The sequence below is a fragment of the Paraburkholderia ginsengisoli NBRC 100965 genome (genome assembly GCF_000739735.1).
Classification (GTDB): Bacteria; Pseudomonadota; Gammaproteobacteria; order Burkholderiales; family Burkholderiaceae; genus Paraburkholderia; species Paraburkholderia ginsengisoli.
The window spans coordinates 1,040,217-1,054,777 of sequence record NZ_BBJF01000004.1 but is presented as its reverse complement, the minus strand read 5'-3'; the positions used below and the strand labels follow the sequence as shown (position 1 = coordinate 1,054,777).

12 protein-coding genes and 1 pseudogene are annotated in these 14,561 nt (G+C 65.7%); 10 read left to right on the top strand and 3 right to left on the bottom strand.

Annotation, left to right across the window (positions count from 1 at the left end; translation table 11 throughout):
* Positions 1 to 91: 91 nt before the first annotated feature.
* Entirely contained in the window at positions 92 to 1,363 is a 1,272-nt protein-coding gene (glgC, locus tag BGI01S_RS08715) for a glucose-1-phosphate adenylyltransferase (protein WP_042324188.1), read from the bottom strand.
* Between the two features lie 472 nt (positions 1,364 to 1,835).
* Between glgC and BGI01S_RS08710 the strand changes: the two genes are divergently transcribed.
* The gene (locus BGI01S_RS08710; protein ID WP_042324527.1) at positions 1,836 to 2,957 is read left to right on the top strand and encodes an alpha/beta fold hydrolase; all 1,122 of its coding nucleotides are present in this window, start codon (positions 1,836 to 1,838) and stop codon (positions 2,955 to 2,957) included.
* A gap of 104 nt (positions 2,958 to 3,061) precedes the next feature.
* On the opposite strand, the gene BGI01S_RS08705 is transcribed toward BGI01S_RS08710, so the two are convergent.
* The gene (locus BGI01S_RS08705; protein ID WP_042324186.1) at positions 3,062 to 4,057 is read right to left on the bottom strand and encodes an LLM class flavin-dependent oxidoreductase; all 996 of its coding nucleotides are present in this window, start codon (positions 4,055 to 4,057) and stop codon (positions 3,062 to 3,064) included.
* Positions 4,058 to 4,385: 328 nt separating this feature from the next.
* Between BGI01S_RS08705 and BGI01S_RS08700 the strand changes: the two genes are divergently transcribed.
* The 4 genes and pseudogenes from BGI01S_RS08700 (at position 4,386) to BGI01S_RS08685 (ending at position 8,779) form a co-directional block, all read left to right on the top strand.
* Positions 4,386 to 5,465, top strand: a complete 1,080-nt coding sequence (locus tag BGI01S_RS08700; protein ID WP_042324525.1) for an LLM class flavin-dependent oxidoreductase — start codon at positions 4,386 to 4,388, stop codon at positions 5,463 to 5,465.
* Positions 5,466 to 5,531: 66 nt separating this feature from the next.
* Positions 5,532 to 6,326, top strand: a pseudogene (locus BGI01S_RS08695) (class II aldolase/adducin family protein).
* 231 nt (positions 6,327 to 6,557) lie between these two features.
* Positions 6,558 to 7,181 (top strand): cysteine dioxygenase family protein, encoded by a 624-nt coding sequence (locus tag BGI01S_RS08690; protein ID WP_042324184.1) that lies wholly within the window; start codon positions 6,558 to 6,560, stop codon positions 7,179 to 7,181.
* Entirely contained in the window at positions 7,178 to 8,779 is a 1,602-nt protein-coding gene (locus BGI01S_RS08685; RefSeq protein ID WP_042324180.1) for a rhodanese-related sulfurtransferase, read from the top strand. The genes BGI01S_RS08690 and BGI01S_RS08685 overlap by 4 nt, the downstream gene beginning before the upstream one ends.
* Before the next feature lie 57 nt (positions 8,780 to 8,836).
* Here BGI01S_RS08685 and BGI01S_RS08680 read toward each other — a convergent pair whose 3' ends face one another.
* A complete protein-coding gene (locus tag BGI01S_RS08680; protein WP_042324178.1) occupies positions 8,837 to 9,748 on the bottom strand; it encodes a LysR family transcriptional regulator in 912 nt (303 codons plus the stop codon).
* Positions 9,749 to 10,015: 267 nt separating this feature from the next.
* On the opposite strand from BGI01S_RS08680, the gene BGI01S_RS08675 reads away from it, so the two are divergent.
* The 5 genes from BGI01S_RS08675 (at position 10,016) to BGI01S_RS08655 (ending at position 14,432) form a co-directional block, all read left to right on the top strand.
* On the top strand, positions 10,016 to 10,918 hold the full coding sequence (locus tag BGI01S_RS08675; protein ID WP_042324523.1) for an ABC transporter substrate-binding protein: 903 nt from the start codon (positions 10,016 to 10,018) through the stop codon (positions 10,916 to 10,918).
* 40 nt (positions 10,919 to 10,958) lie between these two features.
* Positions 10,959 to 12,158 carry an acyl-CoA dehydrogenase family protein gene (locus BGI01S_RS08670; protein WP_042324175.1) on the top strand — a complete coding sequence of 400 codons (1,200 nt, stop codon included), beginning with the start codon at positions 10,959 to 10,961 and terminating at the stop codon, positions 12,156 to 12,158.
* An 11-nt stretch (positions 12,159 to 12,169) separates the two neighbouring features.
* Positions 12,170 to 12,727, top strand: coding sequence for a hypothetical protein (locus BGI01S_RS30130; RefSeq protein ID WP_157004135.1), 558 nt, complete (start codon positions 12,170 to 12,172; stop codon positions 12,725 to 12,727).
* 177 nt (positions 12,728 to 12,904) lie between these two features.
* Positions 12,905 to 13,456, top strand: coding sequence for a lipoprotein (locus BGI01S_RS08660; protein WP_042324172.1), 552 nt, complete (start codon positions 12,905 to 12,907; stop codon positions 13,454 to 13,456).
* A 22-nt stretch (positions 13,457 to 13,478) separates the two neighbouring features.
* Positions 13,479 to 14,432, top strand: coding sequence for a patatin-like phospholipase family protein (locus tag BGI01S_RS08655; protein ID WP_042324169.1), 954 nt, complete (start codon positions 13,479 to 13,481; stop codon positions 14,430 to 14,432).
* Positions 14,433 to 14,561 lie beyond the last annotated feature (129 nt).

Below are 14,561 nucleotides of genomic sequence, written 5' to 3'. Positions count from 1 at the left end.
TCTCGTTCCTGAGTGAGGGTTGGGGTTCCGCCAGGTCATGCCGACGCCGGGTCGCGCCGCGTTCGCCGCACGCAGCGCGCCGTGTGCCGCATCATTTGAGCGTCAGCTTCTGCCGCAGTGCTTCGGGCGTGACCAGCACGACGCCGTCGTCGGTGCGATAGAAGCGCTCGGCGTCCGCCACCGGATCTTCGCCGATCACCGTGCCCTCAGGTATCGCACAGCCGCGGTCGATCACCACCTTCTGCAAACGGCAACTCGCGCCGACCGTGACCTGCGGCAACAAGACTGCCTCATTAATATTACAGAAAGAACTCACCTTCACGTTCGACGACAGCACGGAGCGCGATATCTGCGAGCCCGAGATCACGCAGCCGCCGCACACGATCAGGTTATTGCCCGAGCCTTGCAACCCCTTCATGTCGCGCACGAACTTCGCGGGCGGCAGCTGTTCCTGATACGTCCAGATCGGCCAGTTGCGATCGTACAGATCGAGCGTCGGGATGGTCGACGCGAGGTCGAGATTGGCGGCCCAGTACGCGTCGATGGTGCCGACGTCGCGCCAGTACGGCTCCACGTTCGGGTCCGACGACACGCACGACATGCTGAACGGATGCGCGATCGCCGTGCCTTGCGTGACCACGCGCGGCAGGATGTCCTTGCCGAAGTCGTGATCGGTATCGATGCTGGAGATGTTCTCTTCGAGCAGCGCATACAGGTAGTCGGCACTGAACACGTAGATGCCCATGCTGGCGAGCGCCGTATCCGGGCGGCCCGGAATCGAAGGCGGATCGGCGGGCTTTTCCACGAAGCCGGTCACGCGGCGGTTTTCATCCACCGCCATCACGCCAAACGCGACGGCCTCCATGCGCGGCACTTCGATGCAGCCAACCGTGCAATCCGCGCCGCTTTCCGCGTGGTCGGCGATCATGCGCGTGTAGTCCATCTTGTAGATATGATCGCCCGCCAGCACCACCACGTATTTCGGCCGGATCGAGCGGATGATGTCGAGGTTCTGGAACACCGCGTCCGCGGTGCCGCGATACCAGTGCGCGCCTTCCACGCGCTGTTGCGCCGGCCAAAGGTCGATGAACTCGCCGAACTCGCCGCGCAGGAAACTCCAGCCGCGTTGCAGGTGGCGCAACAGCGAATGCGCCTTGTACTGCGTAACCACGGCGATGCGGCGGATGCCGGAGTTCAGACAGTTGGAGAGCGCGAAGTCGATGATGCGGTATTTGCCGCCGAAGTGCACCGCCGGTTTCACGCGCTTGTTGGTGAGCGGCCCAAGCCGCGTGCCGCGCCCGCCCGCGAGGACGATCGCGAGAGTGCTGCGCTGGATGTCGTTCAGCCGTGCCGGGGTGTCCATGTCTGTCTCCTTGGTCGACGGGAGCGGGGCGCTCTAACGCCGTGCTCCGGTCTCATGCAAGTTGGTTGCTCAGTTATATGCCCGGATGTTTGGGTCACTTGTTCCGCGTTGATGTTTCGGGCTGCCAGGCGCTCCGTCGACGCGAGGCCCGTCAGCTAGTTCTAGCACCGATTGGCCGTGAGCGAGAGGGTGAATCGCGCGCCGGTCGCACGGAGGCCCATCATGCGCACAATCGACTCTTGTATGACGCGCATCCGTGCGGCACGACACATAGAGCGTGAGGTGAGCCGTCGCAATATGCGTGCCAAACCGTCCGGCGCGGCCGCGCGTGCTGGAGAGCGTGCGCGAATGGCGGCAGACTCCGGCGGCGCGTCGTAGAATCGTGCGCTTCTGGCCGCAGGACATGGCGCCGGCTATCCGGCGCAGCGTCCCCGCCTGTTCCTCGCTGCGTCTTTTTTGCAAAAAAATCCCGATGAGTTTTCGCCGTCATTCTCTGCTTGCCCTGCTGAGCGTCTGTGCATGGGCTGCCGCATCCGCCGTTTCGTCTGCTTCAGCCGCCACGCCCGCTAGCACCGCCGCTGCCGCATTGAGCGAGGCCAGCCCGGTCGCCGCCAGCGCGGCCGCCGTAGCGATTGCCGACATCGGCGCTCCGGCTTACGGGCCCGAACTGCAGGGCTTCAACTATCCCGCGCCGGTCGGGCGTTTCGACTTCACGTCGCAAGGCGTGCCGCTGCAGATGGCCTACATGGACATCAAGCCCGCGCAGCCTAACGGCCGCACGGCGGTGCTGCTGCACGGCAAGAACTTCTGCGCGGCGACGTGGGACGCCACCATTCATCGGCTGAGCGATGCGGGTTATCGCGTGATCGCGCCGGACCAGATCGGCTTCTGCAAATCGAGCAAGCCCGAGCACTATCAGTACAGTTTTCAGCAGCTCGCGCGCAACACGCATGCGCTGCTGCAATCGCTCGGCGTGAGCGACGCGACGATCATCGGCCATTCGACCGGCGGCATGCTGGCGATTCGCTACGCGCTGATGTATCCGCGCGAAACGCAGCAACTGGTGCTGGTGAACCCGATCGGTCTGGAGGACTGGAAGGCGAAGGGCGTGCCGTCGCTATCGGTGGATCAGTGGTATGAGCGCGAACTGAAGACGAGCGCCGACGGCATCCGCCGCTACGAGCAGGCGACCTATTACGCGGGTCAGTGGCGCGCGGATTACGAGCCGTGGGTGCAGATGCTCGCGGGCATGTATCGCGGGCCGGGCAAGCAGATCGTCGCGTGGAATTCCGCGCTGCTTTACGACATGATCTACACGCAACCGGTGGTCTACGAGCTGGCGCAACTGAGCATGCCGACGCTGTTGCTGATCGGGCAGAAGGACACCACCGCGATCGGCAAGGACGCGGCGCCTCCTGAGGTACGCGCGCAGATCGGCCATTATCCGGAACTGGGCAGGGCGGCCGCGAAGGCGATCCCGCATGCGACGCTGGTCGAGTTCGCGGAGCTGGGGCATGCGCCGCAGATGCAGGATCCGCAGGCGTTTCACAAAGCGCTGCTGGACGGGTTGGCGGCGGTGCCGGCCAATCGCTGACCCCGATGTTGAATGAGCAACGGGTGATCCGCAGAGTGCGAGGCTAACCCGGGCAAACAGAAAGGGCAGCCATCGGCTGTCCTTTTTTTCATGCGGCGGCGTGCTTACTTGCCGGCCGCCATCTCGTCGCGCACCTGCGCGGCGATCTCGAACGACCGCAGCCGCGCCGCGTGATCGTAGATCTGCGCGGTGAGCATCAATTCGTCCGCGCCGGTCTGATCGATGATCGACTGGAGGCCCGCGCGCACCGCGTCGCGATCGCCGAGCGCCGTGCACGCGAGCGAGTGCGCGACCCCGTTCAGCTCCATCTCCGACGCTTCGAGCAGCTCGACCGGCGGCTGCAACTGCCCCGGCGTGCCGCGCCGCAAGTTGATGAACTGCTGCTGCAACGACGTGAAGAGCCGCTGCGCTTCTTCGGTGGTATCGGCGGCGAACAGATTCACGCCGACCATCGCATGCGGTTTGTCGAGCGTCGCCGACGGCCGGAATTGCGAGCGATAAACCTGCAACGCGCTCAGCATGTAATCCGGCGCGAAGTGCGACGCGAACGCGAACGGCAAACCAAGCGCGGCGGCGAGTTGCGCGCTGAACAGCGACGAGCCCAGCAGCCACAGCGGCACATGCAGCCCCGCGCCCGGCACCGCGCGAATGCGCTGGCCCGGCACCGGATCGGCGAAATAACGCTGCAACTCGACGACGTCGTCGGGGAACGAATCGGCGCTGTTCTGCAGATCGCGGCGCAACGCGCGCGCGGTGCTCTGATCGGTGCCCGGCGCGCGGCCCAGGCCGAGATCGATCCGGTCCGGGTAGAGCGACGCGAGCGTGCCGAACTGTTCGGCGATGACGAGCGGCGCATGGTTCGGCAGCATCACGCCGCCGGAGCCGACGCGGATCGTCTTCGTGCCGCCCGCCACGTAGCCGATCACCACCGACGTCGCCGCGCTGGCAATGCCTGTCATGTTGTGATGTTCCGCGAGCCAGAAGCGGCGGTAGTTCCATTTTTCCGCGTGCTGCGCGAGATCGAGCGTGTTTCTGAACGCGTCCGCGGGCGTGGCGCCCGCGTTGACTGGCGAGAGGTCGAGGACCGAGAAGGGGATCATTGTCTGTTCGTTTGCGGTTTCCGGCGCTTTCGCGCGATGGGGCATTGTGGCAAAGCTTCAGGTTTTCTGCTGACGGCGCGTGGATGCCCACGTTCGTCGAAGGGGGTTATCGGCGGTTTGACTGTTCAGGGACAAGAGCGAAGGGCGGGCGTCGAAGCGCAATGGCGCAAATGTTCCGTAGGCGTTACATGCAAAGTCGATATAGATATGGCCGATCAATATTTAACAAGCGCATGGTGCGCTGCTACCTTAAACCCCTCGAAGCGTCATGCAGCCAGCGAACCCGCCACGCCCGCGCGGAGCGGCCATCATTCAGGGAGACACCGACGTGTCCATCGAATTCATCGGTATGATCCAGACCCGCAAGGTGTCTGAAACCCACGCGCCGCAAGGTCCGTCCATCGACGTCGGCTACGTGGAGCAGTTCGCGCGCGCTCACGAGGACGCGGGCTTCGACCGCATCCTCGTGCCGCATCATTCGACCAGCCCCGACGCGTTGCTGACCGTCGCTCACGCGGCGAGCGTGACGAGCCGTGTGCACTTCATGCTCGCGCATCGGCCGGGCTTCGTCGCGCCGACGCTTGCCGCGCGTCAACTGGCCACGCTCGATCATTACTCGGGCGGACGTCTCGCGGCGCACATCATCTCCGGTGGCGACGACGCCGAACAGCGCCGCGATGGCGATTACCTGTCGCATGACGAACGCTACGCGCGCACCGACGAATATCTGCACATCCTGCGTCGCATCTGGACCGAGACGAAGCCGTTCGATCACGTGGGCAAGTACTATCGCTTCGAACAGGGCTTCTCCGAAGTGAAGCCGGTACAGCAGCCGTATATTCCGGTGTACTTCGGCGGCGCGTCGGCGCCCGCGCTCGAAATCGCCGGCCGTCACGCGGATGTCTACGCGCTGTGGGGTGAATCGAAAGCGCAGGTGCGCGAGCAGGTCACGCGCGTGCGCGAGCAGGCCGCCAAGCATGGCCGCAGCGTGCGCTTCTCGGTGTCGTTCCGGCCGATTCTCGCGGCCACCGAAGCGGCCGCGTGGGAGCGCGCGGAGCACATCCTCGCCGAGACGCGGCGGTTGCGCGCGGCGCAGGGGCTCGGCGTCGGCGGTCCCGCGCAAAGCGAAGGCGCGCGGCGTCTGCTCGCGGCTTCGGGCGATTCGGATCGCGCCGACGAACGTCTGTGGACCGGCATCGCGCGCGAAATCGGCGGCCGCTCGAATTCGACCGCGCTGGTCGGCACCGCGGAACAGGTCGCCGATACGCTCGCCGAATATCATGCGCTCGGCGTGTCGACGTTCCTCATACGCGGCTTCGATCCACTGGAAGACGCGATCGAGTATGGCCGCGAGCTGATTCCCGCGTCTCGCGAACGCATTGCGCGCGTCGAGCGCGTGGCGGCCTGAGCGGAGGCGCGCGTGACGGATCTTTCCAACGTTAGCTTCGACGCCGCATCCGACGCGACGCGCGCCATCGGGACGCCGCCGCTCGAACGCCACGCGCCGCTGCGCAAATTCTGGTTCGACGACGTGCCGCCGCGCGAGAGCATCGCGGCCGAACGGCGTCATCGACAGGAGAGGCTGGCCGTCGCGTTTCGGCTCTTTGCGCGCTAGGGTTTCGATCAAGGCCTCGCCGGTCATATCACCGCGCGCGATCCGGAATGGCCCGATCACTTCTGGGTCAATCCGTTCGGCAAGCATTTCAGCCGTATTCGCGTGTCCGATCTGCTGCTGGTGAATGCCAGTGGCGAGATCGTGGTGGGGGATGGGCCGTTGAACCAGGCGGCCTTCGCGATTCACGCGGCGATTCACGAAGCACGCCCCGACGTGGTCGCGGCGGCGCATACGCATTCGCTATACGGCAAGGCCTGGTCGACGCTCGGCCGCACGCTCGATCCGCTCACCCAGGATTCGTGCGCGTTCTATCAGGACCACGCATTGTTCGACGATTTTCGCGGCGTCGTGCTCGACACCGATGAAGGCGCGCGCATCGCGGCGGCGCTCGACGAGCGCAAGGCGGTGATCCTGAAGAATCACGGCATCCTCACGGCGGGTCCGAGCGTCGAAGCGGCGGCCTGGTGGTATATCGCGCTCGACAACGCCTGTCACGCGCAACTGCTGGCCGAAGCCGCGGGCACGCCGCAGGCGATCCCGCACGACGTCGCCACGCTCACGCACGAGCAGGTGGGCCGTCCGGGCGGGGCGCTGCTCGCCTTCGAGAGCCTGCTGCAAGGGCTCGTGGAAGCGGAGCCCGACGTTCTCACCTGAGCGGTTCCTCATGAATGTTTGCGGCGGCCATGCGGCGCGCGGTTGCGATTCGCGATTCGCGGTAGTGAGCGCGAGCGCGATATGTCTGCTGCGGGCTGCCGGACGTCGGACACTTCACGCGGCACGCTGTGCCGCTCCGAACAGCGCAGCCCTTTGAACCGGCATCTTCAAACTGACGCTCGCGCGATTCGCGTGAGCGCCTGATTCGAACTATCCTTTTCCGAACCCCCCATGACTCAAGTATTGAGGCCGGACCGGCTGCGCGCGTTCGTCGGCCGGATCGCGTCGCTGGTCGACGCAGCGGCCCATGACGAAGCGAATCACGAAGCGCATCTGCTCGAAGCCGGCGCCGCCGCATTGCGCGAACTGATCGCTCACGACGACTGGCTGCCCGACGCGTTCGCGCAGCCCGATCCCGGGCGGTATCAGCAATTCCTGTTGCACGCGGATTCGCGGCAGCGTTTTTCGGTCGTCAGTTTCGTTTGGGGACCGGGGCAGGCAACGCCTGTCCACGATCACACCGTATGGGGTTTGATCGGCGTGCTACGGGGCGCGGAAATTGCTCAGGCTTATCGTATCGATCCGGACGGCGCGCTGGCCGAACACGGTGCGCCTCAGCGCCTCGGACAGGGCGCGGTGGACGCGGTGTCGCCGCGCGTCGGCGATATTCATCGCGTGAGCAATGCTTTTAGTGACCGTACGTCGATCAGCATTCACGTGTACGGTGGAAACATTGGCGCGGTGACGCGCTCGGTTTATACCGTCGGCTCGGGCCGCAAGACTTTCATCTCGGGATACTCGAACGACGTGTTGCCGAATATCTGGAATGTTTCGAAGGAGTCTCTTACCCCATGAGTGTCATCAACGAATTCCGTACCCGATCTTTCGACGACGTGCGCAGCGCGCTCATCGACGGTGACGAAATCGCGCTCGTCGACGTGCGCGAGGAAGATCCGCACGCGCGCAGCCATCCGCTGTTCGCCGCCAACCTGCCGCTGTCGCGGCTCGAACTGGACGCACCGGTGCGCTTGCCGCGCGTCGCGGTGCCGATCGTCGTGTTCGATGCCGGCGAAGGCCTCGCCGAACGCGCCGCGCAACGGTTCACCGAACTCGGCTATACGAACGTCACCTTGCTCGAAGGCGGTCTGCAAGGCTGGCGGGAGGCGGGCGGCGAGTTGTTCCAGGACGTCAACGTGCCGAGCAAGGCATTCGGCGAACTGGTGGAAAGCGTGCGCCATACGCCGTCGCTGCCCGCACCGCAGGTGCAGGCACTGCTCGATCGCGAAGCCGACGTGGTGGTGCTCGACGCGCGCCGCTTCGACGAATACCAGACCATGAACATTCCCGGCAGCATCAGCGTGCCGGGCGCCGAGCTGGTGCTGCGCGCGCGGCAACTGGCGCCGAACCCGGCCACGCGGATCATCGTCAATTGCGCGGGGCGCACGCGCAGCATCATCGGCGCGCAGTCGCTGATTAACGCGGGCGTGCCGAATCCGGTCGCCGCGCTGCGCAACGGCACGATCGGCTGGACGCTGGCAGGGCAGGCGCTCGCGCACGGCAGTTCGCGCCGCTTCGAACCGATCGCCGACGACACGCTGCGCCTCGCCGCCGCCGATGGCGCGCGCGCGGTCGCGGATCGCGCGAAGGTGGGCCGCACGTCACGCGACGAAGCGCGCCGCTGGGCCGGCGAAGCGGTGCGCACCGTGTATCGCTTCGACGTGCGCACGCCGGAGGAATACGAAGCGGGCCACGTGCCCGGTTTTCGCAGCGCGCCGGGCGGACAGCTGGTGCAGGAAACCGACATGTTCGCGCCGGTGCGCGGCGCGCGCGTGATCCTCGCGGACAATGACGGCGTGCGCGCGAATATGAGCGCGTCGTGGCTCGCGCAGATGAACGTCGAGGTGTACGTGGTCGACGGTCTGACGGCGGCGGACTTCGCGGAGAAGGGCGCGGCGCCGGCGGCGCGTCATGCGGCCAAGCCGCCGCCGGTCGACGAGATCGCGCCCGCCGAACTGCTCACGCTGCTGCAGGCGCCGGGCACGCTCGTGCTCGACTTCACGACCAGCGCGAACTATGTGAAGCGGCACATCCCGGGCGCGTGGTTTGCGATTCGCGGCCAGCTCGACGCGGCGGTACGCAGGCTGCCGGATGCGCAGCGCTATGTCGTGACGTGCGGCACCAGCCAGCTTGCGCGCTTTGCCGCGCCCGAACTGGCGGCGCTGACCGGCCGCCCTGTGCAGGTGCTCAGCGGCGGCACGGCGGCGTGGATCGAAGCGGGCTTGCCGCTCGAAAGCGGCGAGACGCGTATGGCGTCGCCGCGCATCGACCGTTACCGGCGTCCGTATGAGGGCACCGACAACGCGCACGAAGCGATGAACGCGTATCTGGAGTGGGAGTACGGGCTCGTCGCGCAGTTGGGGCGCGACGGTACGCATAAGTTTCGGGTGATCTGACGTTTAGTGCGCCCCGCGCGTGTTGGCAACAGAACGTGCAACAGGACGGCGCGCGGCTCACGCCGCGCGCCGTCTGCGCGTTTCCTTGAATTGCCGTTCGATCGCCGCGCCGAAGCGCTCGACCGGTTGTTGCAGCTTGCCGAGTACGCGCGGTTGCACGAGCCAGATATCGATCAGTGGCTTGAAGTCGCTGAACGAAACGATGTCGAGTGCGTCGGCGTGCGCGCTGATCTGCAGCAGCGGCAATGGCACCAGCCCGAGCCCGTTGCCGCTCGCCACCAGTTGCAGTTGCAACTCGGTGCCGAGCGTTTCCAGGTTGAGCTTCAGTGCGAGGCCGAGGCTCGCCAGCGTGCGTTGCAATCCGTCGCGAAAGCCGCAGCCGTCGGGATTCAATACCCAGCCGATCGACTGACATCCAACAAGCGTATGCACGCGCTTTTTCAGCAGGCCCTTCTGCGCGACCACCGCGAGTTTGATGCGGCCGAGCGAGCGCGCGGACAATGAATCGTCGAAGCTCTTGTTGCCGGGCAGCAGGATCGCGGCGGCGTCGAGTTCACCCTGTTCGAGCCGCTGCAGCAACTGGCTGCCCCAGCCGGTCGAGACGCGCGCCTGCAGATCGGGATAGGCCGCTTTCAGATCGCCGAGCGCGTCGCTGAGCGCGAGGTCGGCGATGGTCTGCGCGACGCCCACGCGCACGTTGCCGACCGGTGGCGTGTCGGTGGCGACGAGCCCGCGCAGCACGTCGAGTTCGCGCTGGATCACGCGACACTGTTCGTAGACAATGCGGCCGGTAGCCGTCGCCTTCAGCGGCCGTGTATTGCGGTCGAGCAGTTCGGCGCCGAGCGCCTCCTCGAAATTCTGCAGACGGCGCGTGATCGCCGGTTGGGTGAGGCCGAGCGCGAGTGCCGCCTGTTGTAGCGACTGACAGCGAATGACGGTGACGTACGCGTCGATTTCGTCGATCTTCATGATGGCGGTGACGGGTAAGAGCGCAAAATAATGCGTTCGATGATACCCGCAGCGCCGCGCGCCCACTCGTCGGCGCCGAACAAAATTCGCATATTTGCTTAGAAGAATAATGCGTTTGTCTTATACAGGGTCGTCCCTTATCGTCGATGGCAAATCACTTCGTGCCATCCGGCCAGCACCGCCATGACGACCTTGCATTGTTCGTTCGATATCCTCTCTGTTTCCCGGCGTGCGTGGGCGAGACCGCTCGGCGCGGTTGCGCTCGCGATGGCGGCGCTGCTGAGCGCCGCGCCTTCGCATGCGGCCGATCTGCCGGTGCTGAAAGTCGGCGACCAGTCTCTGCAAACGCGCGGCATTCTCGAAGCGTCCGGCCAGTTGAAGGACCTGCCGTACAAGATCGAATGGTTCAACTTCCCGGCCGCGCAACCGCTTGGCGAAGCGTTGAACGCGGGCGCGGTCGATGTCGGCGGGCTCGGCGACGCGCCGCTCGTGTTCGCGCTCGCGGCCGGCGCGCGGGTGAGGGCGGTGGCCGCGACACGCTCGAATCCGCTGGATCTCGCGATCGTCGTCGGCGCGCAATCGACGCTGAACGACGCGGCGAGCCTGAAAGGAAAGCGCATTGCGACGACGCGCGGCTCGATCGGCCACTACCTCGCGCTCGCCGCGTTGAAGAAGGCCAACGTGCCCGTGAGCGACGTCACGTTCGTGTTCCTCGCGCCCGCCGATGCAAAGGCGGCGCTCGCATCGGGCAGCGTCGACGCGTGGTCGGTGTGGGACCCGTACACGGCGCTAGGCGAAGCGCGCGATCACGACCGCATCATCGCGAACGGAGTCGGCCTGTCGGAAGGGCTCAGCTACCAGGTCGCGACCGAAACGGCGATCACCGGCAAACGCGCGCAACTCGCCGACTTCTTGCGGCGCGTGGCGATCGGTCAGCGCTGGGCGTTGTCGCATCCGGACGAAGTGGCGGCGATGCAGTCGCGCGTGACGGGCCTCCCGGTCGACGTGCTGAAGACGGTTTATCAACGCGGCCAGGTGCATCCGGTAACGATCGACGATAGCGTCGTGAGCGCACAGCAGCGCACCGCCGATACCTACGAAGCCGCCAACGTGATCCGCGCGCATCTGGACGTGCGCACGAGTTTCGATCGCAGCTTCCCGCTGCCTTGATGCGTCCGACCGGAGTATTCGCATGAATGCCTCTATCGCTATGCTCGCGTCGCATGCCGCCAGCGTCGACAGCGCCCTGACACGACGTCATCCGCCGCTCGACAGCGATGCGTTCGACGCGCTGCTCGCGCAGCTCACTCGCGAGTTCGCCGCGAGCGCCGCGCACTACGATCGCAGTGCCGAATTTCCGCATGCGAACCTCGCGCGCCTGCACGAGTTCGATCTGTTGTCGCTGACGGTGCCCACGTCGCTCGACGGCGCGGGCGTGAGTCTGCCGCAGGCGTTGCAGGTCGTGCGCGCGGTGGCGCGCGGCGAGCCGTCCACCGCGCTGGTGCTGGTGATGCAGTATCTGTTTCATCATCGTTTGCAGGGCAATCCGCATTGGCCGGTCGAACTGCGTGAGCGCGTCGCGCGTGAAGCGGTGTGCGACGGTGCGTTGATCAACTCGCTGCGCGTCGAGCCCGAACTCGGCACGCCCGCGCGCGGCGGCTTGCCGTCGACGATCGCGAAGCGCAGTGGCGACGGCTGGATCATCCACGGTAGCAAGCTGTATTCGACCGGCAGTCCGGGGCTCAGCTGGCTCGCGGTGTGGGCGCGCAGCGACGAGACGCCGCCGCGCGTCGGCGTGTGGCTCGTGCATCGCGACACGCCCGGCGTGCGCGTGGGCAGCGAGTGGAATCATCTCGGCATGCGCGCGACTGGCAGTCACGAACTCGTGTTCGACAACGTGTTCGTGCCGGCCTCGCACGCGGTGGACGTGCATCCGCCGGGCGAGCCGGGCGCGGGCCTCGACGCGCTGGGCTTCGCGTGGATGAGCGTGCTGCTGTCGGCGGTCTACGACGGCGTTGCGCGGGCCGCGCGCGACTGGTTCGCACAATGGGCCGTCGATCGCACGCCCGGCAATCTCGGCGCGCCGCTCGCGAGCCTGCCGGCCTTCCAGCAGACGCTCGGCCGCATCGACGCGCTGCTGTTCAGCAATCGCGTGCTGCTCGACGCGAGTGCGCGCGCCGAACACGTGACGCTCGACGAAGCGCCGCTCGTCAAATACACGGTGACGAACCAGGCGATCGAAGCGGTGCAGCTCGCGATCGAAGCGAGCGGCAATCCCGGCCTCACGCGCGACAATCCGCTCGAACGCCACTACCGCGACGTGCTGTGCGCGCGCATTCATACGCCGCAAAACGACTCGGTGCTGCAAGGGGTCGGGCGCGCCGGTTTTGCGTCTCCGCATGGCCGCTGATGCATTGCGGCATGCCGCAAATCCTCTGCCGATTCGGTGTAAACGCGCTCTCGTCTAAAGCGCCGAATGCGATTAAATTATCTGCACTTGGAAGGCTTATCGAGGGACCAGGGCGGCCAAACAAGCAGCGGTTTGCCATTCCGACGATGGCGCAAGGCGAGCAGAAGGTTGCTCGCCGCGTAGACCGGAACCGGACCGCTGCGCGTCGTCCGCGGTGCTTCGTGTCTGGCGGCCAGTTGGGCCGCTTTCACTTTCCGGTTGACCGTATCGACCGACCCGGCGACGCTTTGCACAGCGTCGCCTTTTTGCTTCTGGCGACGCTTTTTCGTCGCTTTCTTCTCTTGCCGCCGCGTGATGGAGTGCGCATCGGCTTGCAGCCCCCGGCGCGCCGAGCGCCGCATGAAGCGCAGGATCTGCGCTGCACCCGTGTCACGCTTTTAGTGTGCTATTGCGATGTGCCGCGCAGACTTGCGCGCATTCCGGGTTTTCAATCGGCTTGCGACCATGGCGGCAAGGTGCCGTCGTGCCGCCGTCGCTCGCGGTTCGCACCGGGCGCGGTTATCCTGTAGCACGCCTTGCCGGCTGCCGGGACGAAGGTTTCTTTCGGATCTTCCGAAGGAACCTCGCCCGGCGAAATGCCTCGAACGAAGTGCTTCAGGGATCCGCCCCGAAGAAAGCCCGCTTGCGGACACACTACACACGCGGAGCGCGTCGCATCGGCAACGCGTCCGGACAGGAAATTCGCCGTGAGCCTGAAACTGCTTAGCGTCGCGATGTTGGCCATGTGCGTCGCACTCACCGGCTGCGACGATCGACAGAGCGACTACGCCGTGCAAAAACTCAAAGACTTCTTCAACGCCGTCAAGCCGGATGCGTTGCTGCTCAAGGACATGACGCCGGGCGTCACCACCGAAGCGCAGATCCGCGATCAGATGGGCAAGCCGGAAACCGAGCGCACCTTCACCGACGGTTCGAAGCGCTTCGAATATCCGCGCGGCCCGCAAGGACTGAACACCTACATGGTCGACATCGACCGCGACGGCAAATTGCAAGCCATCACGCAGGTGCTGACGGCCGCGAACTTCGCGAAGATCCGCATGGGCATGAGCGAGGACGAAGTGCGCCGGCTGCTCGGCAAGCCCGGCGAAATCGCGGTGTATCCGCTGAAGCCGGAGACCGTGTGGAGCTGGAAGTGGCGCGAACGGGGCGTCACCGAGGAAGGCATTTTCAACGTGCACTTCGACCAGAATCTGAAGGTGTACACGACATCGCGCTCGGACGTAATAAGAGGGCGCTAGAAAACAAGAAGCGGGGTTAAAAATGATACGTCGACGTCGATACAGCCGGATCGGGCTGGTGTTGGGGGGCGGCGCCGCGCGCGGCTGGGCGCATATCGGCGCGATCCGTGCGCTGCACGACGCGGGCATCAAGCCCGACGTGGTGTGCGGCACGTCGATCGGCGCGCTGGTGGGCGCGGTGTACGCGAATGGCGACCTCGACTGGCTGGAAGAATGGGTCTCGCGCCTCACATGGCAGACGGTGGTGCGCCTGCTCGATCTGCGCATTTCGGGCGGGCTGCTCGGCGGGCGCAAGGTGATCCAGCTGTTCGCCGACAAGTTCAACGGCCGTTCCATCGCGCAGTTGAACATGCCGTTCGCGGCGGTCGCGACCGAGCTCGATACGGGCCGCGAAATCTGGTTGCAGGACGGCAGCACGGTCGACTCGGTGCGTGCGTCGATTGCGATTCCCGGCATCTTCACGCCGGTGTGGCACAACGGCGTGTGGCTGGTGGACGGCGGTCTGTGCAATCCGGTGCCGGTATCGGTCGCGCGCGGCATGCGTGCGGACTGCGTCATTGCGATCGATCTGAATAACGACATTCTGAATGGCCGCGACTTCGGCGGCGCAGTGGTGGAAACGCCCGCGCTCGATCCAACCGCGCCTCCGCCAGTCTCGCTGCGCCGCAATGGCAAGCCGTGGCCGCGCTGGCTCGCGCCGGCCGACTCCGCAGTCACCGACGACGTGCGCGTGGCGCCCGCACGGAGCGCGCGCGTGCCGTCGATGCTGAGTTCGATCGCGCAAAGCATCGACATCATGCAGGTGCGGATTACGCGCAGCCGTCTTGCGGGTGAACCGGCCGATATCCTGATTCAGCCGCGCCTGGGCGGGATGGGCATTTTCGATTTCCACCGCGCGGCGCCGGCGATCGAGGAAGGGCGCGCGGCGGTCGAGTACATGCTGCCGGCGATTCGGGCGCGGTTGGGGATTGAATAGGGGGAGGTCCAGGTACAACAGGTGTTGAGGTGTTGAGGCCCGGCCTGCGACTGCAAAAAAACTGTGGCCCGTACCTGCGCCCCGAGCGGTCTTCATGACTCGTCCATGAGTTATTTTCGCTTTATCGCG

Bases quoted from the DNA above. Each gene is read 5' to 3' on its own strand.
- BGI01S_RS08690 (WP_042324184.1), top strand. From the start codon at position 6,558: ATGACTCAAGTATTGAGGCCGGACCGGCTGCGCGCGTTCGTCGGCCGG.
- glgC (WP_042324188.1), bottom strand. From the start codon at position 1,363: ATGGACACCCCGGCACGGCTGAACGACATCCAGCGCAGCACTCTCGCG.
- BGI01S_RS08685 (WP_042324180.1), top strand. From the start codon at position 7,178: ATGAGTGTCATCAACGAATTCCGTACCCGATCTTTCGACGACGTGCGC.
- BGI01S_RS08705 (WP_042324186.1), bottom strand. From the start codon at position 4,057: ATGATCCCCTTCTCGGTCCTCGACCTCTCGCCAGTCAACGCGGGCGCC.
- BGI01S_RS08710 (WP_042324527.1), top strand. From the start codon at position 1,836: ATGAGTTTTCGCCGTCATTCTCTGCTTGCCCTGCTGAGCGTCTGTGCA.
- BGI01S_RS08655 (WP_042324169.1), top strand. From the start codon at position 13,479: ATGATACGTCGACGTCGATACAGCCGGATCGGGCTGGTGTTGGGGGGC.
- BGI01S_RS08680 (WP_042324178.1), bottom strand. From the start codon at position 9,748: ATGAAGATCGACGAAATCGACGCGTACGTCACCGTCATTCGCTGTCAG.
- BGI01S_RS08670 (WP_042324175.1), top strand. From the start codon at position 10,959: ATGCTCGCGTCGCATGCCGCCAGCGTCGACAGCGCCCTGACACGACGT.
- BGI01S_RS30130 (WP_157004135.1), top strand. From the start codon at position 12,170: ATGCCGCAAATCCTCTGCCGATTCGGTGTAAACGCGCTCTCGTCTAAA.
- BGI01S_RS08675 (WP_042324523.1), top strand. From the start codon at position 10,016: ATGGCGGCGCTGCTGAGCGCCGCGCCTTCGCATGCGGCCGATCTGCCG.